Genomic DNA, 22,366 nt, shown 5'->3' with positions numbered 1-22,366 from the left:
AAGATATCATCGAATTCGGTTCATATATCATCGAATTTTCGGATAAATCGTTTTTTCGACAAAAAACGCATGGAGATAGCAACCTCCACACGCTCAACCTAACTATTTCTTATCCGCACCCTCATGTCTCTTCTTCAACACTTTCAAGACTTCTTTAAATGAAAGCTTCTGTTCTGTGAATAGAACCATTAGGTGATACAACAAATCGGCTGCTTCCCATTTCAATTCTTCTGCATCACGGTTTTTCGCCGCAATGATGACTTCAGAAGCCTCTTCCCCAACCTTTTTCAAGATTTTATCGACACCTTTTTCAAACAAGTACGTCGTATAAGCTCCTTCTGGCCTGTTTTGCTCCCGCTCATGGATTACTTTCTCTAAAGCCAATAAGATTTCATAATCTTTTAGACTAGCAGCTGCCTCATCTTCCTTCAACAAACTCTCCGTAAAACAGCTAGTGGTTCCGTTATGACAAGCTGGTCCAGTAGGCTCAACTAAAACCACCACAGCATCTTTGTCACAATCAAATTTCATCTCTACAATCTTTTGTGTGTTTCCACTTGTTGCACCTTTATGCCATAACTCTTGGCGAGATCGGCTATAAAACCAGGTCTCTCTCGTTTCAATCGACTTTTGCAGTGATTCACCGTTCATATATGCTAGAGTTAGTACTTCTAGTGTTGCGGCATCTTGAACGATTGCGGCAATTAAGCCTTTTTCATCAAACTTTAACTCTTCCAAATTCATCGAACCATCACCTCTTTCTCTCTTAGAAATCCTTTAACTTCTTCAACAGATGTTTCTTTATAGTGAAAAATGGATGCAGCTAGAGCAGCATCAGCTTTTCCTTTTTTAAATACTTCCTCAAAGTGCTCCGCATTGCCCGCTCCACCCGAAGCGATAACGGGAACAGAGACGGCTTCACTAACCGCTTTCGTCAACTCAATATCAAAGCCCTTTTTCTCACCGTCACTATCCATACTGGTAAGCAAAATTTCTCCGGCCCCTCTATTCACTGCTTCCTTAGCCCACTCAATCACTTTCCATTCAGTCGCATTACGGCCGCCATGCGTATACACACGCCAAGTGCCAATCTCTTCATCATACTTTGCATCGATAGCGACAACGATACACTGAGTACCAAAAAAATTCGCACCCTCTGTAATTAGCTCTGGATTGGTAACTGCTGCCGTATTCAAAGAAACTTTATCCGCACCCGCGCGGAGAATTCTTTTCATATCATCAAGAGCGTTAATCCCACCACCAACCGTAAAGGGTATTGCCAATTCGGACGCGACGGCTTTAACGACTTCTACCATCGTTTTACGGCCTTCATGTGATGCTGAAATATCTAGAAAAACTAATTCATCCGCTCCTTGCTCATCATAAAAACGAGCTAACTCGACTGGGTCCCCAGCATCACGAAGCTGAACAAACTGTATTCCTTTTACGACTCGCCCTTCTTTTACATCAAGGCAAGGAATAATTCGTTTCGTTAACATCTTACTTCCCCACCTCTTTCAAAGCTTCCTCAACCGTAAATCTACCTTCATAGATGGCTTTACCAACAATGGCCCCTTTCACGCCTTTATCCGCTAACTCTTTTAAAGCGACTAAATCTGCTAGCTGACTCACCCCACCAGATGCAATAACTTCCTTACCCGTCTCAATAGCAAGCTGCTCCACTGCCTTTAAATTAGGTCCAGATAACATTCCATCTGTAGCAATATCCGTAAAAATAAACGTTTCTGCTCCAGCATCAGCAAAGCGTTTGCCCAGATCAACAGCTCTCACTTCTGAAGTATCCAACCACCCGTGTGTAGCCACATAGCCATCTTTTGCATCTAAACCAACAACAATCTGACTGCCATATTTACGAATCATATCGATTGCAAACTCCGGGTTAGAGACCGCTATACTACCGATAATCACTCGTGCTACACCATTATTTAAGTAATGTAAGATGTCTTCCTCTGTACGAATTCCACCACCAATTTGCACCTTAGCCTTCAGTTGCTGAGCAGCTTGAATGACGTATGTATCATTAACCTTTTTCCCATCCTTTGCTCCGTCAAGGTCAACCATGTGAATCCAATCAGAACCAGCTGTTGCAAACTGCTCCGCCATATGAAAGGGCGAATCTCCATAAACGGTCTCTTTATTGTAATCTCCTTGCAACAGACGGACACACTTCCCGCCTCTCATATCAATTGCCGGATAGATTGTAAAAGTCATGATTGAGTCACCCTTTCCTCCATTAATTTAGTAAAATTTCGAAGTAGCTCCATACCGAGTTTGCTGCTTTTTTCCGGGTGGAACTGCATGCCGAATACATTTCCTCTGCCAACAACAGCTGGTACTTGAACATCATATTCTGAACTTGCAATAACAACTTCATCTACTCTTGTGTTCACATAATAAGAGTGAACAAAATAAACATAATCTTCTTCAATATCATTTAACACCGTTGATTGGTTGTTAAAGTGAATTTTATTCCAACCCATGTGTGGAACTTTATAAGGAGTTCCTTCTTTCGAAATCCCTGAAAAGCGCTCGACTTTCCCCGGGAGTAACCCTAATCCTTTTGTAAGGCCATTTTCTTCGCTTTCCTCAAATAGAAGCTGCATCCCTAAACAAATACCTAAAAGAGGACGACCCGACTCTACATAAGTTTTAATCATATCTGTTAGCCCTAAGTCATTTAAGCGTTCCATGGCATCTTTAAATGACCCAACCCCTGGTAAAAGCAAGCTGTCAGCAGCAAGCAGTTCATCTTTATTATCTGAAATAAAATAAGGAACTTGCAGACGTTCAAGTGCTTTACTTACACTGAACAGATTTCCCATTCCATAATCAATGATGCCAATCATCTATAACATCCCTTTCGTCGATGGAACTCCTTTTATTCTAGGATCAATCGTAGTCGCTTCATCTAAAGCTCTAGCTAAGGCTTTAAAAATTGCCTCGATAATATGGTGTGTATTTTGTCCGTAATGAACAATCACATGTAGATTCATTCGAGCCTCAAGTGCCAGCTTCCATAAAAACTCATGAACAAGCTCCGTATCAAACGTTCCCACCTTTTGGCTTGGAAACTCCGCGCGCATTTCAAGATGTGGTCGATTACTTAAATCAACAACCACTTGTGCTAAAGCTTCATCCATTGGTACAAACGCATTGCCGTAACGTTTAATGCCTTTTTTATCTCCTAATGCTTCTCTTAACACTTGTCCAAGACAAATCCCGATATCTTCTGTTGTATGGTGATCATCCACTTCTGTATCACCTGAAGCATTAATGGTTAAATCAAACTGACCGTGCTTCGTAAACAAGTCAAGCATATGTGTTAAAAAAGGAACTCCCGTTTCTAAACTTGCTTTTCCTTCTCCATCTATATTTAAAGCTAATTCAATATTGGTCTCATTCGTTTTTCTACTAACACTAGACGTTCTACTCATCTTGAATCCTCCAAAAATTATTTGGTATCTACTTTTTAAACCTAGCTTCTACAGACCTAGCATGTGCCTCTAAACCTTCCAATCTTGCAAAGGCAGCGATTTTTTCTGCATTTTCATTCAATGCTTGTTCACTATATAAAATAATGCTGGATTTCTTTTGAAAGTCTTCTACATTTAATGGACTAGAAAAGCGAGCTGTTCCATTTGTTGGTAATACGTGATTAGGTCCTGCGAAATAATCCCCAACTGGTTCTGGACTAAAGCGGCCTAAGAAAATCGCTCCCGCATGTTTAATTTTCCCTATTAACTCAATAGGGTTAACCGTTATAATTTCCAAATGCTCTGGCGCCAATTGATTAATGGTTGATATTGCTTCTTCCATATCATTAGCAATGTAAATGGCACCATAATCTTCTATTGATTTAGATGCAATATCTTTTCTTGGTAACTCTTCTAATTGCTTCAATACCTCTTCAGCAACTTCATTCGCTAGTTTTTCGGAAGTGGTAACTAAAACACTGCAAGCTCTTTCATCGTGTTCAGCCTGGGACAATAAATCTGCAGCCACCTCATGAGGTCTAGCTGTTTCATCTGCTAAAATCGCAATCTCACTCGGACCGGCAATCATATCAATGTCCACATCTCCGAATACCTCTCTTTTTGCAAGAGCTACATAGATATTTCCTGGCCCTACAATTTTATCAACATTGGAAATGGTCTCAGTTCCGTAGGCAAGAGCAGCAATCGCTTGCGCTCCACCAACTTTATAAATCTCTTTTACTCCAGCCTCTTTTGCTGCAACTAACACAGCCGGCGGAAGTTTGCCGTTATCACTAGGTGGCGAAACCATAACGATCCGTTCCACGCCTGCTACTTTCGCTGGCAACACATTCATTAATACAGAAGATGGGTATGCAGCTAATCCTCCAGGGACGTAAACTCCAACAGAATCTAAAGGAGTAATTTTTTGTCCGAGCATCGTGCCATTTTCTTCTGTCGTAATCCATGTTGGTCGAAGTTGCTTTTCATGAAAGGAATGAATGTTAGCAGCCGCTTCTTGAATCACAGAGATGGAGTAGGAATCTACAAGTTCATATGCTTCCTTTATCTCTTCCTCTGAGACTAGAAAGGATGCTAAATTTACTCGATCAAACTTATCTGTAAATTCTCTTACAGCTTCATCTCCTCGAACTCGTACCTCTTCAATGATCTTTTTCACAGCTATACGTTGTTCTTCCGTTCCACTATCAACCGATCTTTTAATGGAGATAGCGTCACTAACTCTCAGAATCTTCACCTTAATTCATCCCTTTCATCATGCTACAACTCGTTAATTACATTGGTTAAACGGTCAACTAAATCACTAATTCTTTCATCTTTAATCCGATAACTTACTGGATTGACGATTAACCTAGAGGTAATGTCTACAATACGTTCGTATTCTACTAATCCGTTCTCTACTAAGGTTCTCCCCGTTGAGACAATATCAACAATTCGATCCGACAATCCAATCAATGGAGCAAGTTCGATTGAACCATTTAATTTTATGATTTCGACCTGTTCGCCTTGCTCTCTAAAATAAGCGGCTGCCACATTTGGATATTTTGTTGCTACTTTTGGTGCCACATCATTCATTTTTGTATTTGGTAATCCTGCTACCGCTAAGTAGCATGCACTAATTTTTAAATCAAGAAGCTCATAAACGTCACGTTCTTCTTCAAGCATCACGTCTTTTCCGGCAATCCCAAGATCAGCCACGCCATGCTCCACATATGTAGGTACGTCCATTGGCTTAGCTAAAATAAACCGGAATTTCTCTTCTTCAACATCTATGATTAATTTACGTGAGTCATCAAACTCAGGTGGTAAGCGAAAGCCTGCTTGACGTAAGAGCTCAGCAGCTTCTTCAAAAATCCGTCCTTTTGGCATCGCAATCGTTAAAATATCATTCACTCTGCAGGTCCCCTTCCTGCTTTTCCAATTAAAAAGCTAATATCATCATACTGACTTGTGCAGCCATCTACGTTTTTTACACCATTAATATCTTGAAGTACGACTTTGATGCCTTCTGCTCTTTTCTCTTTCGCTAACTGAAAGGCTTCTCTTCGTCTTTCATCGCTAAAAATAATGCAGTGAATAGGGTTCTTTTCAACCAGTTCACCTAGAGCTTCTAACAATCGATCTAGATGAAGAGCGAATCCTGTTGCACCTGTATTTTTCCCGAATTTTTGTAAAAGCAAATCATATCTTCCACCATTACCAATTGGGAAGCCAACTTGGTCGGCATATACCTCAAATAGAATTCCGGTATAGTAACTCATGTGACTAACTAAAGTTAAGTCAAATTTTAATTTCGTTTCCATCCCGTAATCAACGATGATATTCCAAAGCTGCTTTAATTCATGAAGAGCTTTCTTGCCAGGTTCATTTTCAGTAATTTCAAAAGCGAACTCAATTACTTCCTCGCCACCTCTTAGCTTTAAGAAATCTAATAATCTTTGTTTATCAATTGAAGATAAAGCAAGACTCTTCACATGCTCACGATAGCCAACGTAATTTTTTTCGTATAAGAATTTAGTTAAAGCCTGTGCACGTTCCTCTGTTCCTAAAATTTGCAGGAACAATTCTTGAACAAATCCTATATGGCCAACGGAAATTTGGAATTCTTGTAAACCAACTTCTGATAAAGCTGACGTCATTAATGCAATAACTTCACCATCTGCACTAACGGTTTCATCCGCAATACATTCAACGCCAATCTGTTCGAATTCTGCTGGTCTTCCTCCTTCTCGTTGCTGTGCGCGATAGACGTTAGCGGAGTAGGCTAACCTTAAAGGTAAATCTTCTTTTAACAGCTTGGATGCTGCTACTCTTGCAATAGGAGCCGTCATGTCCGGTCTCAACACAAGTGTATGACCTTGCTGATCAAGTAATTTAAATAATTGTTGGTCCAGGATAGCCGAAGCTGACCCGACCGTTTCATAATATTCAAGAGTAGGCGTTTCAATAAATTGATAACCCCACTTCTTCATTTCTTCACTTATAACAGAACGCACACGATTTTTTGTCTCGTATAGTTCTGGTAATGTATCTCTCATACCTAATGGTTTCTCAAACATAAATAAGCGACTCATGGTTTCACCTCTGTGTCAAAAAAGTCCAAATCCTTTAGTTCGCTAATATATTAGCAAACTGAAGCTATTTGTAGTTTACCTTGCATTTTATTGTCAGTCAAGAACAAAAGCGCAAGCGCCTCGGTCAGCCCCGACAAGCAAATGTTCTTCAACCCTAAAAGTCTGTTTTTCGACTTTTAGGGTTGAAGGTTATTTGACCGAGGAATAAATGGCTTTTAATTTATTCCCTCGAGGGGCTAGGCGCTGGAGCTGGACGTGGACAATCATTGTTAAAGAATTATCCACAATGCGAAAAATTTATAATTAACTTATTAATTTTTCGATTAATATGCCTAAAACCCTCTTTTACATAAAAAAATGCCAATCCCTTTGATGTCCAGGAATCAGCATGTTATCAACTTTATTAAAATTGTTCCAAGTACTTCTCTGCTAATAGTACCGTGTCCTCTGTATATTGACTTCCCAACTCTCTCGTTGTTTCATTATCACGGCTCCCCACCCATGCCACAAGCTGTAACCTGCGCATCATAATAAAAGTCGGAATTTCATACTCTTCTTCCTTTGAAAGGGGACGAACTTTTCTATAACCTTTTAACCACGATTGAATCAACAAAGGAACATACGGCTTATGTTCCATAAAACTGATTGAAGTAGCTAAATCGTACAAGTACCATCCAAACCCACAATCATCAAAGTCAATTATCTTGATATGATTGTTTTCGACTAACAAGTTTGCGAGCCTTAAATCAGAATGGATAAGACCAAATCGTTCCGGACTTTTTCCAAATTGATTTAGTCTCTCTTTAATTTTTCCGGAAACTTCCTCAAACAACTCTAGTTTTTCCTCGGTCATTCCTAGTCCATGCTGCCACCTTCCCCACTTTGGAGTAGAACCTAAAATTGTGTCATAGTCCCAAGTGAGTCTAGTAATTTGCTGAAGTTGATTTCGAAATTTAATGCTATGTTCATGAAGGTTGGCTGTTACTTCACCGAGAATTTCAAACTGATGAATTAACTCCTGTTCGTTCCCTTCATCTGGCGCATTTCCTTCTAGGAATGTGAAAAGAGTACAATAAAATGTCTGTCTTTCATAAACAATTGTCTGCACTTTTTCTCCATTCTCTCCTTGAAGCGGCAGAGAAATGGTTATAGCGGAAAGTTGATTAATGGACTTTAACCATTCTAATTCGCTCTCCACCTCTTTTTTCGTATGATAACCTGGCCGCCCCACTCTTAATATATATTTCTTAGTAGATTGACTATCTGTGACAAGATAGGTAGCGTTCTCAGAATAATTGATGAGTTTAATACTAGGCATCTTTAAAAAAGAGTAAAACTCTACTGCTTTTTCAGCTATTCGATTATATTTTTCTAACAATCTATTTATAGGGTCAACTGGTGAGGTCCCCATCATATATACACTCCTTCAAACACTTGATGGCTCTTGACTAGTTGCTCATTAATTTTCAGGTAAAATTTGACCACCGTCCACAATAATGGTTTGTCCTGTGATATAACCTGCCTCCTTAGATGCTAAAAAGAGAGCAGCATATCCAATGTCCTCTACACTCCCTAATTTCTTCATAGGAATTGAGGCAGCCATCTCATCTAAATAATCCTGACCTAAACCTTCTAATCCCTCTGTTAAAATATTCCCTGGCATAACAGCATTAACGGTTATGTTGTCTCCTGCTAATTCCAAAGCTGCAGTTCTCATAAAACCTAACTGGGCCGCCTTGCTTGCCGCATAGTGGGACCAACCAGGATAACCCGTTACAGGACCTGTAATGGATGAAGTAATCACAATCCTACCATATTCAGCCTGTTTTAAATAAGGTAGGCAAGCTTGAACAGTATGGAAGGTGCCCTTCGTATTGGTATTCATTACGATGTCCCAATCTTTACTTTTCATATTTTCAAGTGTGGCAGACGGAAAAATCCCCGCGTTGGAACATACGACATCAATACTTCCAAACGTTTGATTAATTCCTCTTGCAACTATTTTCATAGAGTCACCATCTGTTACATCACCATAAAAAGCTTTCACATTGCTACCTATATCAGCAGCTGCCCTATTTGCTACATTTAAATCTCGTGCAACGATAGCAACATTAGACCCATGCTTAGCAAACACCTGAGCAATCCCTTTCCCAATCCCCTTACTACCTCCAGTTACCACAACTGTTTTCCCTTTAATAGAGTGAGACACATCAACAACCCCTCATTTGAAAGCTATAGATATATACTTAATTCAAAATATGCAAGGCTTTAGAATGTGTTTAAAAATTGGCATAATTGTGTGCACTAAAGATTAAGTTGGGTGTTTTAAAACACAAAAAAACTCGCAAATGATTAATTCGCAAGTTTTTTCGCACATATCACGGTACAGCAGAACCTCTAGTAAAGGATATCCGCGTTTATTTTGTTATATCCGCGAAATTTTGAATATATCCGCATTAATTTTCATTTATCCGCGCTTTTTTTGTTATATCCGCGATAATTGAAATATATCCGCGAACCCACGTATTCTTGTTTTTTCAGATGCTACTCACAAATGTACATCAAGCTCCATCAGCTGTTCTTCCCATAAATCTCATCATTTTCCCATCTCTTTGCTAACTCTTCCTTCGTATAGATTACTCTCATGGGATTTCCACCAACAAAGGCACCCGGCGGAACATCTTTATGTACAAGTGTACCTGCCGAAACAATCGCTCCGTCTCCGATTGTCACGCCAGGTAAGATGGTTGAGTTTGCCCCAATCATCACTTCGCTTCCGATACGAACTTCTCCGAGACGGTACTCTTTGATTAAATATTCGTGCGCTAAAATAGTTGTATTATAGCCAATAACTGTATTGCGACCAACGCTAATTTTTTCAGGGAACATGACATCAAGCATAACCATAAGGGCAAAGGATGTTTGCTCTCCCACCTTCATGTTTAAAAAGTTACGATAGAGCCAGTTTTTCATTCCGAGAAATGGAGTGTACCGCGCGGTTTGAATCACCATAAAGTTTTTAACCACCTTTAAAAAAGGAACCGTTTTATACACGTGCCATAAAGAATTAGCTCCTTCCACTCGGTGGCGGGTCGTGTTCCTCATCGTCCTTCTACTCCAACAATCGGCAGTAAATCTCTCATGTTATCAAGCATAAAATCAGGACCATAACCTTGTAAGTACTCTCTACCTTTTACCGTCCATGCTACACCAGCTGTTTTCACCCCAGCATTTTTTCCAGCTAAAACATCATGATGGTTATCGCCAACCATAAGCGCCTCTTCAGGAGTGGAACCAAGCTGTTCTAACGCCATAAAAATGGGACCAGGGTCTGGCTTTGCTTTTTCCACGTGATCTAAAGCCACTACGACATCAAAGAATTGGTCAAGCTTCGTTAGCTGTAATCCTTTCAGTACTACATCTGAAACTTTCGAGGTTACAATGCCAATTTTAAATCCTTGTTCTTTTAAAATTTGAATGGTTTCAAATACCCCTTCATATTCTTTAACCAGGTTGTCATGGTTAGAAAGATTAAAAGTACGGTAGGTTTGAATCATTTCATCTACCTTAGCTTCATCCATCGACCCAAACGTTTCTCTTAACGTTGGACCAATGAATGGCAGTACATCTTCACGCTTATATTTACTTGGGTAATATTTTTCAAGTGTATGAAGGAAAGATTGAATAATAAGGTCATTTGTATCAATGAGTGTTCCATCTAAATCAAAAAGAATAGTTGTAATATTACGATTCATAAGTCATTTCCTTTCCTTTTGCTACATCCAAACGTTTCCAAATTAGACCAACTACGAGTGTTAAAATAATAGCCATTACTAAGCGGATTAGCAATAATGGTAGTACAGGAATGCCAAGTGGTACAAATATTAATGTATCTTCAACAACGGCGTGGCAACCTGCTAAGAAGATAAAAGCAAGCGTGACATCTTTCTTGCTGACGCCATCTTCTTTTACTGCTTGAATCATCACTCCTGCTCCATAAGCAAGACCGAATAACAATCCCGCAGCTAGAGTCGTTGAGGTGTTTTCCTTCATCCCTAACGCCTTTGTCATTGGCGCCATCCATCTTGAAAACACATCAAGCCATTTTAAGTCTTTTAAAATTTGAATTCCGACCATTAACGGAATGACAATAAGTGCTAATTGAATGACTCCAAGCCCCGCAGTCTGAAAAGCATTCAAAATGATATTTAAAACACCTGACACTTCTTCCTGCTTTTGAGCGATCATTCCGTACTTTGCTAGTTCTCCGCCACCTTGCCAAACAAGATTGATCACAATTCCTGAGAGGATGGCCAATCCAAGCCTAACCACAAAGGCAACCCAAATCTTCACACCTATTTTCACTGCTACACTCGACTCAACAAGGATATTGTGAGAAAAAGAAAGCATAACAGCAATAATGAACACTTCTTTAACCGTTAAATCCAATGTTAAAATGGCCCCGATGGCTGCATAAAGATTTAAGAAGTTTCCAATTACAAGCGGAATGGCTGCATCACCTGAAAGGCCAAACACTCTCATTAATGGAGAAATGATCTCAATTACCCAAGGCAAAATGGGAGTGTATTGAAGCAAAGCCACAATCAAAGCAACTGGAAAAATAATTTTCCCTAAAGCCAAGGTTGTTCGTAAACCAACCTTTATCCCCTCTTTTACTGAACCTAGCATCATGATTTCTATCTCCCTTTGTTCCCTATATTCTACTTTTTACATCCCTTTATCTAAATATCTTTCGTTGGCAAATCCCTTGATTCTTCGATAAACCCAAATAGCAACTGCTCCAATAATTAGGACAATGGAAATCGTTTGTGCAATTCTTAAGTACTCCGTTAGCATTAAGCTATCTGTGCGGAGACCTTCTACAAAGAAACGTCCAATGGAGTACCAAATGACATATGTTAAAAAGAGTTCCCCTCTTCTTAAGTTCACCTTTCTAAGTGCTAGAAGGATAAAGAATCCAACAATGTTCCAAACAGACTCGTATAAAAAGGTTGGGTGATAATAAGTTCCTCTTATATACATTTGGTTAATAATAAATTCAGGTAAATACAGACTTTCTAAAAACGCACGACTGACTTCTCCACCGTGTGCCTCTTGGTTGATAAAGTTCCCCCAGCGACCGATTCCTTGGCCAAGAATAATACTAGGCGCTGCAATATCAGCAAGCTTCCAGAAAGAAAGACCTTTCTTTTTTGTAAAAATATATGTCGTAACAACCGCTCCAATTAATGCACCGTGTATCGCAATTCCACCTTGCCAGATTTTCGGAATATCAGATAGGTTTTGCGAGTAGTAATCCCATTGGAAAATGACATAGTAAATACGAGCTGAGATGATTGCAATGGGAATAGCCCATAATAGCAAATCAGGAAAAGTATCTTTCTCTAATCCCCTTCGATCTCCTTCACGCATCGCAAGGACTAGTGCGAGAACGATCCCAAATCCAATAATGACCCCATACCAATGTATTTGGATAGGCCCTAGTGCTATCGCGACAGGATCAATTGGCTGAATATTTTTTTCCATCTCTTCTTCACCTTCGTTTCTATATTTATATAGCCGTTATTGCCATGTAAATGACAACAAATGACCTTTCTCTATTGGCTCTTTTCTATCACTTTAGGCTCTTGCTTGTAAAATTTTTATACTATAAAAAAGCCAATTAAATTAATCCTCATGATCTCCATCTTCAATAACATCAGAGAGACGATTCGTAAACTGTTCTGCCGCGTTTACACCCATTCGTTTCAAACGGAAATTCATTGCTGCTACTTCAATAATAACGGCAAGGTTTCGTCCAGGACGTACAGGAACGGTTAACTTGGTAATTTCAGTATCAATAATTTTCATTTTTTCTTCATCCAACCCAAGTCGATCATATTGTTTGTTCTGATCCCAAAGTTCAAGGTTAATGACTAAAGTAATACGCTTATAGCTTCGTACGGCACCTGCCCCAAATAAGGTCATAACGTTAATAATCCCTAAACCTCGGATTTCAAGTAAGTGTTCAATTAGTTCTGGAGAAGTACCAACTAGCGTATCCTCATCTTCTTGACGAATTTCTACGCAATCATCCGCTACTAAACGGTGCCCACGCTTCACTAGTTCAAGTGCGGTTTCACTTTTACCGACACCGCTTTTTCCTGTAATCAGCACTCCAATTCCATATATGTCGACTAAAACACCATGGACAGCTGTTGTTGGAGCTAATTTACTTTCTAAAAAGTTCGTTAAACGACTCGAAAAGCGAGTGGTCTTTTGCTTAGAACGCATAACCGGAACAGCTTCTCTTTCTGATGCCTCAATTAGCTCTATAGGTATTTCCATATCTCTTGTAACGATGATTCCCGGTGTGATATCTGTACATAGCTGTTCCATCCTAATTTTGCGGTCCATATCGCTCAGCTTTTCTACAAACTCCAATTCTGTCATACCTAATAACTGAATCCTTTCAGCCGGATAATAGTCAAAGAAACCAGCCATCTCTAATCCTGGTCTTGAAATATCACTAGTTGTAATGGGGCGATCCACTCCTTCTTCCCCACTAATAAGCTCGAGATCAAACTTTTCGATAATGTCTTTCGTACGTACCTTTGGCAATAGGAGCTCCTCCTTTGTTGGCTTTACTTTAGTCTTGTTTCGATTCTCGAATGTATCTATTTTAGCACTTTTTCTTCCAGAACCAAATTTCATAATCCTATTTTGCTACTCTTTTCCTAAACTTTCTATTTTTATAAAAATGATTGTGTTTTGACCTTAAGTCAAAAGTGGTATATACATCTATACAAGATTAACCCTTTTGATTTATGTTAAAATGAAGAATATTCAAAAATAGTAAAACCATCACTTTAAGACATGAGAGTAACTAACGATAGATCTCCATCATTAATTTTTCCTCTCCATTTAATATTCAACGCTTTTATAAATTCAAAAAACACTGAAAAGTTAAGGTTTTATTCCTCAAAAAGACTGGTTACAAAAATGATAGAGTCTCAAAGTGATTGCAATTCCTCTCTCAACTCTCTTAAATAGAAATTCTTAATAGATTTAATACTCCCACTTAATTTCCATTTACAAATGTCTATACCACTATAAAACGAACATTATGTGGTATAGACATCTTTATTATCAAACGATATAATGAGGATAAAGAAAAGGAAGATAGGATGAAGAAAATGAGTGGTATTTTAATAAAAAACGGAATCATTGTGTTGGAAGACACGATTTTGGATTCAGGGTTTGTTTATATAGAGGAAGGAAGAATAAAAAATGTCGGGCCAATGACCGAGCTACAAGCAGCCGATTATAGCATAGAAACGATTGATTTAAAGGATGAGAAACGAATCATTCCTGGTTTTATAGATGTGCACATACATGGAGTGGGTGGAGCAGATACAATGGACGGAACAATCGAGGCTCTATCCACCATGGCTACATGTCTTCCTGCTGAAGGAACCACTAGTTTTCTTGCAACAACTATCACTCAAGAGGTAGAGAAGATTGAAAAAGCCATGAGAAATGTGGCCGAATACAACCAAAAGGACAATATTGCTGGTAAAGCTGAAATTCTTGGGATTCACCTTGAAGGTCCTTTTATTAACACTAAACAAGCTGGAGCACAACCAAGAGCTCAAATTATTCCTCCCAATGTTGAACTATTTAAAGGTTGGCAGACGGTAGCGGACAACTTAATTAAGTTAGTAACACTGGCACCTGAAGAAGAAAACGGGATAGAACTGATTCAGTACCTGGCGGAAACCGGAGTTATTCCTTCTATTGGTCACTCCGATGCAAACTACGATGAAGTCAAAGCTGCCGTAGATGCAGGAGCCATTCACGTGACTCATTTGTTCAATGGAATGAGAGGAATGCACCACCGGGAACCAGGAGTAGCAGGTGCGGCACTTCTTTTTAAAGAGCTAATGGTTGAAATGATTGCTGATGGAATTCACATTCGTCCGGAAATGATTAAACTGGCCCTTCAAGCAAAAGGAATAGAAAAATCTCTTTTAGTAACGGATTCCATGAGAGCTAAATGTTTAAAAAATGGTCAGTATGACTTAGGTGGGCATAATGTATTTGTGGAAAATGGAAAAGCTCTCCTTCAGGATGGTACGCTCGCGGGAAGCATTCTTAAAATGCAGGATGCTGTAAAAAACATCATGAATTTTACCGAGATTAGTCTTTTGGAGGCAATCCAACTGGCATCAGTAAACCCCGCCAAACAATTAAACGTATTTGACCGTAAAGGGAGCATCGCTATCGGAAAAGATGCTGACATTGTTATTCTAGATGAACATTTCGAGGTTGAAATGACTTTTTGCCGTGGGATAAAGGCATTTGAGAGGTGAACGTAATGATGAATGTTATTGAAGTTAAAAATTACGAAGAAATGAGCAGGATAGCTGCACAGCATATTATAAAAAAAATCCGAGCACATAGAAGCTATAAATTAGGTTTGGCAACAGGAAGTACACCAAAAGGCGTTTATCATTACTTAGTTAAAGATCATCAAGAGACACAAACTTCCTACCAACAAATAAAAACCTTTAATTTAGATGAATATGTGGGGATTTCAGCCCATGATTCGAATAGTTATCACTATTTTATGAGAGAACATTTATTTAACCATATTGATATTCCAGCTGAACATACTTACATTCCATCAGGTGTTTCTACCAACCTTGAAAAGGAATGCTTGCATTATGAAGAAAAAATTAGGCTTCACGGAGGCGTAGACTTACAGCTATTAGGCATAGGTCAAAATGGACACATTGGGTTTAACGAACCTGGGACTTCTTTTAAAAGCCGAACACATATCGTTCCATTGACTGAGTCAACCCGAAAGGCTAATGCTCGCTTTTTTCCTAGCATAGAGGAAGTACCTACACATGCCATCACAGTTGGCATTGGGACCATATTAGATAGCAAAGAAATTTTATTATTAGCATCTGGAAAAGCAAAAGCAGAAGCGATTAGTCGATTATTAAATGGTGATTTAGACGAAGAGTTCCCTGCCTCTTCCCTCCTCACACACAAACATGTCACGGTAATAGCAGATGAAGAAGCTTTAAGTTTAACGAAGGAGTACTTTAGATGATTGATAAAAATTCACCCGTTCCTATTTATCACCAGCTTGAGGAACAAATTAAATCACAAATTGAAAATGGCAGCTTAGAGGCTGATGAGTTGATTCCTTCCGAGAGGGAGTATGCTGAGAGATACCAAATCAGCCGTATGACCGTTAGGCATGCGATTAATAATCTTGTGAAGGATGGTTTTCTCCATAGACAAAAAGGGAAAGGAACTTATGTTAGTAAGCAAAAGGTGGAGCAAAAACTTCAAGGCCTTACAAGCTTTACGGAGGATATGCTTGAAAGAGGAATGACCCCTAGCAGTAGGCTATTATCATTTGAAATTATTCCGGCAAGTCAACCTATTGCTCACCGACTTGGATTAAAGGAAAATACACCTGTCTATGAAATCAGAAGAATTCGGCTAGCTGACCATGTCCCCATGGCGGTTGAAACCACTTACCTCCCAGCGAATCTAATTAAAGGATTAACAGAGGATATTATCAATCAATCTTTATATAAATATATTGAAGAAAAACTGACTTTAAACATCAGTGAAGCATCACAAGAAATTGAAGCAACTAGCGCAAAAGATCATGAAGTAAAGCATCTACAAATCGAAAAGGGATCACCTGTCTTACTTATTTTGAGAACTTCATATTTAGAAGATGGAACTCCATTTGAGCTGGTCCGATCTGCTTATCGAGCGGATCGATATAAATTTGTTCATACGATGAAGAGGTAATTTATTGGGGAAGGCTTTCAAAAAGTGCCTTCTCTTTTTATTATAGAACTCTTATGCACCTCCCCTCTTTGCTTTTACCACTGTGAAAATACCTTTTACCCTAAAAATTTATCTTGTCCATGTCCGATTTTTGAAGTTAGGCATATTATATAGGTGTAGCCCAACTAAAATTTATGAGTTAAGGTTCCTTCAGCAGCTTAGTTAGTTGCATCAATATAAATGAATTCCCTACACGAAAGGAGATAGAAAGATGAAAATCATGTTAGATGCCGGCCATGGTTATAAAACCCCAGGAAAGCGCAGCCCTGATGGGTTTCAAGAGTATGAGTTTAACAGAAGTGTTGCCAATCAAGCCAAAAAGCTGTTGTTAGAAAGCTATAAGGATGTAAAAGTGTATTTTGCCCACTCTGATAAAAAAGATGTTTCTCTAAAGGAGAGAACCGACAAAGCAAACCGCTTAGATGTTGATTTATATATTGCGATTCATGCAAACGCTCAAGGAGCAGGGGGATGGACCAGTGCTCGTGGTATCGAAACCTATATTCATCCTTCTAAACCTAAAATAGCAAGTGCTCTAGCTAAAAGAGTCCAAAAAAATTTAGTGATTGCTACAGGCCTTACGGACCGGGGAGTAAAAACATCCGATTTTCATGTGCTTCGTGAAACGAAAGCTGAAGCCATTTTAATTGAGTGTGGATTTATGACCAATCGCGAGGAACTTAAACTGCTCCGCTCAGAGACATTCCAAAAAACATGTGCAGAAGCCATCGTTAAGTCTATTCAAGAACAATTCAAACTCGTAAAAATTACACCAGCCACCAAAAGCAGCAGCCAACCGAAATCAACTAAACCAACACCCTCAAAACCTACCAATGAAAAAATATATCGAGTCCAAATAGGAGCCTTCAAGGACAGAAAAAAAGCCGAACAACTAATGGAAAAACTCAAAAAAGAAGGCTACGACGCAATCATCAACTAAAGGGGGTCAGACCCCCTTTAGTTGAGTAAAGTCAAAAAACAGAATAAAAGGAACTTGCTAATGAAGTCCCCGAGTTGTTATTTTTCTTTTGTATCAAACACTGCTTTTTGTATAATCACATTGGCAATAGACATTACTATAGAAATGAAAAGGGCCATTCCAAATCCTTCAATTTCAAATGACTCACCAATGATTCTATCCGTTAATAAAAGGGTTATGGCGTTGATTACGAATAGAAATAACCCTAGAGTTAGGACTGTAACAGGTAAAGTTAAAATAACTAATATCGGTTTTACGAGAATATTTAATATAGCTAGTACAAAACTGGCGCCTAGTGCAGCCCCGAAGCCCTCAATATAGATAGACTTCTCAAAGTAACCAGCTAGTGCTACGAAAATCACCGCATTAATTAAAATTCCAAATAACCATCTCATGATGAAACATCCTTTTCTACTAACATATTTCGAAATCAGCAGGAAGTTACCTCTCCCTGCTGATTTTCCACTCTATTTTCTTTTCTTTAATTTGATTGAACCTGTTTTAGTATCAGCTAACACTCTTGTAATTAAGTGATTGTGAATTTGTGGTTTAAAGCTCATGTATTTTTGTACCACTTCACTTTTTTCCTCAATAACTTGAATACCATCAAAATCGATATCAAATCCACCTAAATTGGATCGCAACTCTCCACTTACAGCCGACTGTTCTGGTAAAATTAATTTTATCGATCCCGTTGTCGCTTTCGCCTCAATAAATTCGCAGCGGGTACTCATCGTTGAACAACGTATATCTCCATTAAAAGAATGAACATCCACCTTTCTAAAGTCTCCTTCAATATTAATGGATCCGTTAATCGTTTCTGCTTCAAAGTCCTCAATGACGCTATTTTCCACCGTAATTTTGCCGTTCGCCGTCTCAGCTTCAACACTTTTACTTTTAATCGCAATCATATCAATCTTACCGTTTGCTGTTTTAACCTTATAGTTGTCTACTGTTAAGTTTTCACTAGCAATCGGTCCATTAAACATTCTAATTTTCACATGGTCATAATCTGTTTTTGGAATATAAATTTTAGCATTAATTTTCATCCATTTTTGCTGAGTTGAAAATCGGAGTCTTTCTCCACCAATGGAGAACAATACATCTTTTAAAAAGATATTTCGTGCTTCCTCGACCGTTTCTACTCGATAGACTTTCGCTTCACATTCCACTCTAACATCATTTTGGTCCCAAGGGATCACCTGAACCGAACCATTTGAAATATCAATATCAATGTCTTTTAAATAAACATCACTTTGATGAAAAATATGAGAGATTTCTACAGAATGACCAAAATTAAAATCTAAATCAAAATCTTTTATCTTCTTAATGGCCGTATCTACAAAATCTAAAATTTTCTCTTTTGCCGACTGCACTTTCGCACCAGATGATGAATGCTCTTTTTTGGCTTCCTCAAAATGAACAACAGTCGAAAGTTCTCCCATCATTTCCTCTTGTTTTTTCTCCATAGCTTTTTGAGATTTATCCAGTTCCTCTAGTAATTTCAGTGCCTCTTCTACAGTTAATCGACCCGTTTCAACCATTTTTAGAATTCGTTTTTTCTCTTCATTCATCCTAATATCCTCCCTGATAATATTCTTTTCTATATACTTTCTTTACTTAATACTTTGACTCCTTTAACAATATTCCAAATCGTTACAACTAAACTTAAAATAATCGTAACAACAACTCCAACTGCCAGAAAAATAGGCATTTCTGTCGTTCCTTGGATGGCACCTGTAACTCCAGCGAATATCAGAAACGGAACCGGTATTAATGGGATGAAGTGAGATAATAATGCGCTTTTCGCATGTTCCTTCACTCGTTTATCTTCTGAAACAAGCAAGACAATTAACGGAAAAACAATTCCGGCAAAAAAGATACTAAAGTAACTTAATGCGGATAATATTTTATTCGTTTCCATAAAAGTCTTCCTCCTTTTTAATGAACTTTGTTGACTTAATTTACGTTAGAAATTGGAAAAAGTTTCAGAAGAATTGACTAATAAAAAGAAGACAACACCCCTTTGGCATTGTCCTCCATCTTTAAGCATTCGTGACACTAGCTTCTTCTATTTGCTTTTGCATTCTTAAGCGGTCCCGTTCAAGAATAGGTTTTAAATATTTCCCTGTATACGAACCTTTTGCCTCAGCAACTACTTCTGGAGTTCCATAAGCGATAATGGTTCCACCTTTATCTCCACCTTCAGGGCCAAGGTCAACAATATAGTCAGTCGCTTTGATTACATCTAAATTATGTTCAATGACTAACACCGTATCTCCATTTTCAACTAAACGCTGTAAAACGACTAGCAATCTCGAAATATCATCAACATGCAGTCCCGTTGTTGGCTCGTCCAAAATATAAAGAGAGCGGCCTGTTGAACGACGATGTAATTCTGATGCCAGTTTAACACGCTGGGCCTCACCACCGGAAAGAGTGGTAGCTGGTTGACCAAGAGTAATATAGCCTAAACCAACATCAAGGATCGTTTGAAGCTTCCTCTTAATTTTAGGGATATTCTCAAAAAATTCTAGAGCATCTTCAACGGTCATATCAAGAATTTCAGAAATGTTCTTCCCTTTATATTTCACTTCTAACGTTTCACGATTATAGCGTTTCCCATGACAGACCTCACAAGGAACGTACACATCCGGTAAAAAATGCATCTCAATCTTAATGATTCCATCTCCACGACATGCTTCACAACGGCCACCTTTTACATTAAAGGAAAAACGTCCTTTTTTGTACCCACGGACTTTTGCTTCATTTGTTGTCGCATACACATCACGAATATCATCAAATACACCCGTGTAGGTTGCTGGATTTGATCGAGGAGTTCGACCGATTGGTGATTGATCAATATCAATTACCTTATCTAAATACTCTATCCCTTTAATTTCTTTATGTTCACCCGGTTTGCTTTTTGCATGGTGAAGCTTTTGGGCAAGAGTTTTATGCAATATCTCATTAATCAGTGTACTTTTTCCTGATCCAGACACTCCTGTAACCGAAATAAACGTACCAAGCGGAAACTTCACGCTTACATTTTGTAAGTTATTTTCCCGTGCACCTTTAATTTCTATCATACGTCCATCACTTTTACGTCGCTCTAATGGGAGTGGAATAAACTTTTTCCCTGACAAGTACTGGCCAGTTAAGGAGTTAGGATCGTTCATAACCTCTTCTGGTGTTCCAGCTGATACAATTTGTCCTCCGTGAACACCTGCACCAGGACCAACATCAATTAAGTAATCAGCTGCCATCATCGTATCTTCGTCATGCTCAACGACAATGAGTGTATTCCCAATTTCACGCATATTTTTCAACGTATCAATGAGACGGTCATTATCTCGCTGGTGAAGACCGATGGAAGGCTCATCGAGAATATATAGTACTCCTGTTAAACGTGAGCCAATTTGAGTGGCTAAACGAATCCGTTGTGCTTCCCCACCAGACAAGGTTCCAGCTGCCCGGTTTAATGTTAAATAATCTAAACCGACATTAATTAAAAAACCTAATCTTTCTTTAATTTCGCGGAAAATAAGATTAGCAATCTTCATATCTTTTTCCGATAAAGAAAGCTCGGTGAAAAATCGGAAGGCATCTTGAATCGAGAAAGACGTTACTTTTCCAATATGCTCACCAGCAATGAGAACCGCAAGACTTTCTTTCTTCAGTCTGTTCCCCTTACAAGTTGGACAATGATGTTGAGCCATATATTTTTCCATTTGCTCACGAATATAATCTGAGCTTGTTTCTTTGTAACGGCGCTCAATGTTTCGGATAACCCCTTCAAAGTGGATATAGTTCTCGCGAATTTGTCCAAAATCATTTTCATAACGGAAGTATATAGAGTCAACAGGCGATCCATATAATACTTTTTCTAAAAGATGATTAGGAATATCCTTTATTGGTAAATCCATATCTATTCCATAATGATTACATACTGCTTCTAACAGTTGTGGGTAGTATTGAGAGCTTGTTGGTTCCCAAGGGGCAATGGCATGCTGTTTTAAAGACAAATCTTTATTTGGGATGACTAAATCTACATCTACATCCAGTTTAGAACCTAAACCATCACAATCTGGACAAGCCCCAAATGGACTGTTAAAAGAAAACATCCTTGGCTCTAACTCACTAATCGAGAAGCCACAAAGAGGGCAAGCATGGTGTTCACTAAATAGAAGCTCTTCTTCACCAATCACATCAATGATGACTTTACCTTCTCCTAACTTAAGTGCCGTTTCTAACGAGTCTGCTAGACGGGGGCTGATTCCCTCTTTGACCACAATACGGTCTATTACAACTTCGATAGAATGCTTTTTATTTTTCTCTAGCTCAATTTCATCCCCTAAGTCATACATTTCTCCATCAACTCTGACACGTACAAAACCTTGCTTTTTAATATCCTCAAGGACTTTAACGTGGCTTCCTTTTCTTCCTGAGACAATAGGGGCTAAAACCTGCAGTTTTGTTCTTTCCGGGTATTCAAGAATACGGTCGACCATTTGTTCAATCGTTTGCGAAGCGATTTCTATATTGTGATTAGGACAGGTTGGTTTCCCTACCCTTGCAAAAAGTAACCTCAAATAATCATAAATCTCCGTCACAGTACCAACTGTTGAACGAGGGTTTCGACTTGTTGTTTTTTGATCAATGGATATGGCTGGAGATAATCCTTCAATCGCATCTACATCCGGTTTGTCCATTTGACCTAAAAATTGACGAGCATACGCAGATAAAGATTCAACATATCTTCTTTGGCCTTCAGCGTATATAGTGTCAAAAGCTAAGGAAGACTTCCCGGATCCGGAAAGTCCCGTTAATACAACAAGCTTATCCCTTGGAATCGTGACATCAATATTTTTTAAGTTATGAGCTCTGGCACCTTTTACAATTAATTTATCCATTGCCAT

23 protein-coding genes are annotated in these 22,366 nt (G+C 38.7%); 4 read left to right on the top strand and 19 right to left on the bottom strand.

The window, feature by feature from the left end:
• Positions 1–102: 102 nt before the first annotated feature.
• The 15 genes from hisIE to hprK form a co-directional block, all read right to left on the bottom strand.
• Entirely contained in the window at positions 103–744 is a 642-nt protein-coding gene (gene hisIE, locus SM124_RS20725) for a bifunctional phosphoribosyl-AMP cyclohydrolase/phosphoribosyl-ATP diphosphatase HisIE (protein WP_322448434.1), read from the bottom strand.
• Complete coding sequence (gene hisF / locus SM124_RS20720; protein WP_322448433.1) at positions 741–1,499, bottom strand: imidazole glycerol phosphate synthase subunit HisF; 759 nt, start codon at positions 1,497–1,499, stop codon at positions 741–743. Before hisF ends, hisIE begins: the two co-directional genes overlap by 4 nt.
• A 1-nt stretch (position 1,500) precedes the next feature.
• The gene (gene hisA / locus SM124_RS20715; protein ID WP_322448432.1) at positions 1,501–2,232 is read right to left on the bottom strand and encodes a 1-(5-phosphoribosyl)-5-[(5-phosphoribosylamino)methylideneamino]imidazole-4-carboxamide isomerase; all 732 of its coding nucleotides are present in this window, start codon (positions 2,230–2,232) and stop codon (positions 1,501–1,503) included.
• On the bottom strand, positions 2,229–2,867 hold the full coding sequence (gene hisH / locus SM124_RS20710) for an imidazole glycerol phosphate synthase subunit HisH (RefSeq protein ID WP_322448431.1): 639 nt from the start codon (positions 2,865–2,867) through the stop codon (positions 2,229–2,231). Before hisH ends, hisA begins: the two co-directional genes overlap by 4 nt.
• Positions 2,868–3,455, bottom strand: a complete 588-nt coding sequence (hisB, locus tag SM124_RS20705) for an imidazoleglycerol-phosphate dehydratase HisB (RefSeq protein WP_322448430.1) — start codon at positions 3,453–3,455, stop codon at positions 2,868–2,870. It abuts the gene before it with no gap.
• A gap of 28 nt (positions 3,456–3,483) precedes the next feature.
• Positions 3,484–4,752, bottom strand: coding sequence for a histidinol dehydrogenase (gene hisD, locus SM124_RS20700; RefSeq protein WP_322448429.1), 1,269 nt, complete (start codon positions 4,750–4,752; stop codon positions 3,484–3,486).
• Between the two features lie 23 nt (positions 4,753–4,775).
• Complete coding sequence (gene hisG, locus SM124_RS20695) at positions 4,776–5,408, bottom strand: ATP phosphoribosyltransferase (RefSeq protein ID WP_322448428.1); 633 nt, start codon at positions 5,406–5,408, stop codon at positions 4,776–4,778.
• Entirely contained in the window at positions 5,405–6,589 is a 1,185-nt protein-coding gene (locus SM124_RS20690) for an ATP phosphoribosyltransferase regulatory subunit (RefSeq protein WP_322448427.1), read from the bottom strand. Before SM124_RS20690 ends, hisG begins: the two co-directional genes overlap by 4 nt.
• Positions 6,590–6,992: 403 nt before the next feature.
• Positions 6,993–8,003: a phosphotransferase enzyme family protein gene (locus SM124_RS20685; RefSeq protein WP_322448426.1), complete on the bottom strand. Its 1,011-nt coding sequence runs from the start codon at positions 8,001–8,003 to the stop codon at positions 6,993–6,995.
• A gap of 45 nt (positions 8,004–8,048) precedes the next feature.
• Positions 8,049–8,798, bottom strand: a complete 750-nt coding sequence (gene fabG / locus SM124_RS20680) for a 3-oxoacyl-ACP reductase FabG (protein ID WP_322448425.1) — start codon at positions 8,796–8,798, stop codon at positions 8,049–8,051.
• Positions 8,799–9,160: 362 nt separating this feature from the next.
• Positions 9,161–9,694 (bottom strand): acyltransferase, encoded by a 534-nt coding sequence (locus SM124_RS20675; protein WP_322448424.1) that lies wholly within the window; start codon positions 9,692–9,694, stop codon positions 9,161–9,163.
• The gene (gene ppaX / locus SM124_RS20670) at positions 9,691–10,344 is read right to left on the bottom strand and encodes a pyrophosphatase PpaX (protein ID WP_322448423.1); all 654 of its coding nucleotides are present in this window, start codon (positions 10,342–10,344) and stop codon (positions 9,691–9,693) included. Before ppaX ends, SM124_RS20675 begins: the two co-directional genes overlap by 4 nt.
• On the bottom strand, positions 10,334–11,281 hold the full coding sequence (locus SM124_RS20665; protein ID WP_322448422.1) for a nucleoside recognition domain-containing protein: 948 nt from the start codon (positions 11,279–11,281) through the stop codon (positions 10,334–10,336). The genes ppaX and SM124_RS20665 overlap by 11 nt, the downstream gene beginning before the upstream one ends.
• Before the next feature lie 36 nt (positions 11,282–11,317).
• The gene (gene lgt, locus SM124_RS20660; protein ID WP_322448421.1) at positions 11,318–12,136 is read right to left on the bottom strand and encodes a prolipoprotein diacylglyceryl transferase; all 819 of its coding nucleotides are present in this window, start codon (positions 12,134–12,136) and stop codon (positions 11,318–11,320) included.
• Between the two features lie 141 nt (positions 12,137–12,277).
• Positions 12,278–13,210, bottom strand: coding sequence for an HPr(Ser) kinase/phosphatase (gene hprK, locus SM124_RS20655; protein WP_322448420.1), 933 nt, complete (start codon positions 13,208–13,210; stop codon positions 12,278–12,280).
• A gap of 575 nt (positions 13,211–13,785) precedes the next feature.
• Between hprK and nagA the strand changes: the two genes are divergently transcribed.
• The 4 genes from nagA (at position 13,786) to SM124_RS20635 (ending at position 17,408) form a co-directional block, all read left to right on the top strand.
• A complete protein-coding gene (gene nagA, locus SM124_RS20650; protein ID WP_322448419.1) occupies positions 13,786–14,961 on the top strand; it encodes an N-acetylglucosamine-6-phosphate deacetylase in 1,176 nt (391 codons plus the stop codon).
• An 8-nt stretch (positions 14,962–14,969) separates the two neighbouring features.
• Positions 14,970–15,710 carry a glucosamine-6-phosphate deaminase gene (gene nagB, locus SM124_RS20645; protein ID WP_322448450.1) on the top strand — a complete coding sequence of 247 codons (741 nt, stop codon included), beginning with the start codon at positions 14,970–14,972 and terminating at the stop codon, positions 15,708–15,710.
• On the top strand, positions 15,707–16,429 hold the full coding sequence (locus SM124_RS20640) for a GntR family transcriptional regulator (protein ID WP_322448418.1): 723 nt from the start codon (positions 15,707–15,709) through the stop codon (positions 16,427–16,429). The genes nagB and SM124_RS20640 overlap by 4 nt, the downstream gene beginning before the upstream one ends.
• A 250-nt stretch (positions 16,430–16,679) precedes the next feature.
• Complete coding sequence (locus SM124_RS20635) at positions 16,680–17,408, top strand: N-acetylmuramoyl-L-alanine amidase (RefSeq protein WP_322448417.1); 729 nt, start codon at positions 16,680–16,682, stop codon at positions 17,406–17,408.
• Positions 17,409–17,485: 77 nt separating this feature from the next.
• Here SM124_RS20635 and SM124_RS20630 read toward each other — a convergent pair whose 3' ends face one another.
• From SM124_RS20630 to uvrA, 4 genes are all read right to left on the bottom strand, one after another.
• Positions 17,486–17,842 carry a phage holin family protein gene (locus SM124_RS20630; protein WP_322448416.1) on the bottom strand — a complete coding sequence of 119 codons (357 nt, stop codon included), beginning with the start codon at positions 17,840–17,842 and terminating at the stop codon, positions 17,486–17,488.
• Positions 17,843–17,914: 72 nt separating this feature from the next.
• A complete protein-coding gene (locus SM124_RS20625) occupies positions 17,915–19,021 on the bottom strand; it encodes a DUF4097 family beta strand repeat-containing protein (RefSeq protein WP_322448415.1) in 1,107 nt (368 codons plus the stop codon).
• A 29-nt stretch (positions 19,022–19,050) separates the two neighbouring features.
• Positions 19,051–19,371 carry a magnetosome magnetite crystal formation protein family gene (locus SM124_RS20620; RefSeq protein ID WP_322448414.1) on the bottom strand — a complete coding sequence of 107 codons (321 nt, stop codon included), beginning with the start codon at positions 19,369–19,371 and terminating at the stop codon, positions 19,051–19,053.
• 121 nt (positions 19,372–19,492) lie between these two features.
• Positions 19,493–22,366, bottom strand: a complete 2,874-nt coding sequence (gene uvrA, locus SM124_RS20615) for an excinuclease ABC subunit UvrA (protein ID WP_322448413.1) — start codon at positions 22,364–22,366, stop codon at positions 19,493–19,495.

The sequence above is a fragment of the Robertmurraya mangrovi genome, from assembly GCF_034427655.1.
Lineage (GTDB): Bacteria > Bacillota > Bacilli > Bacillales > Cytobacillaceae > Robertmurraya_A > Robertmurraya_A mangrovi.
Note: the sequence above shows the minus strand (reverse complement) of the source record. Positions and strands in the feature narration are given on the sequence as shown.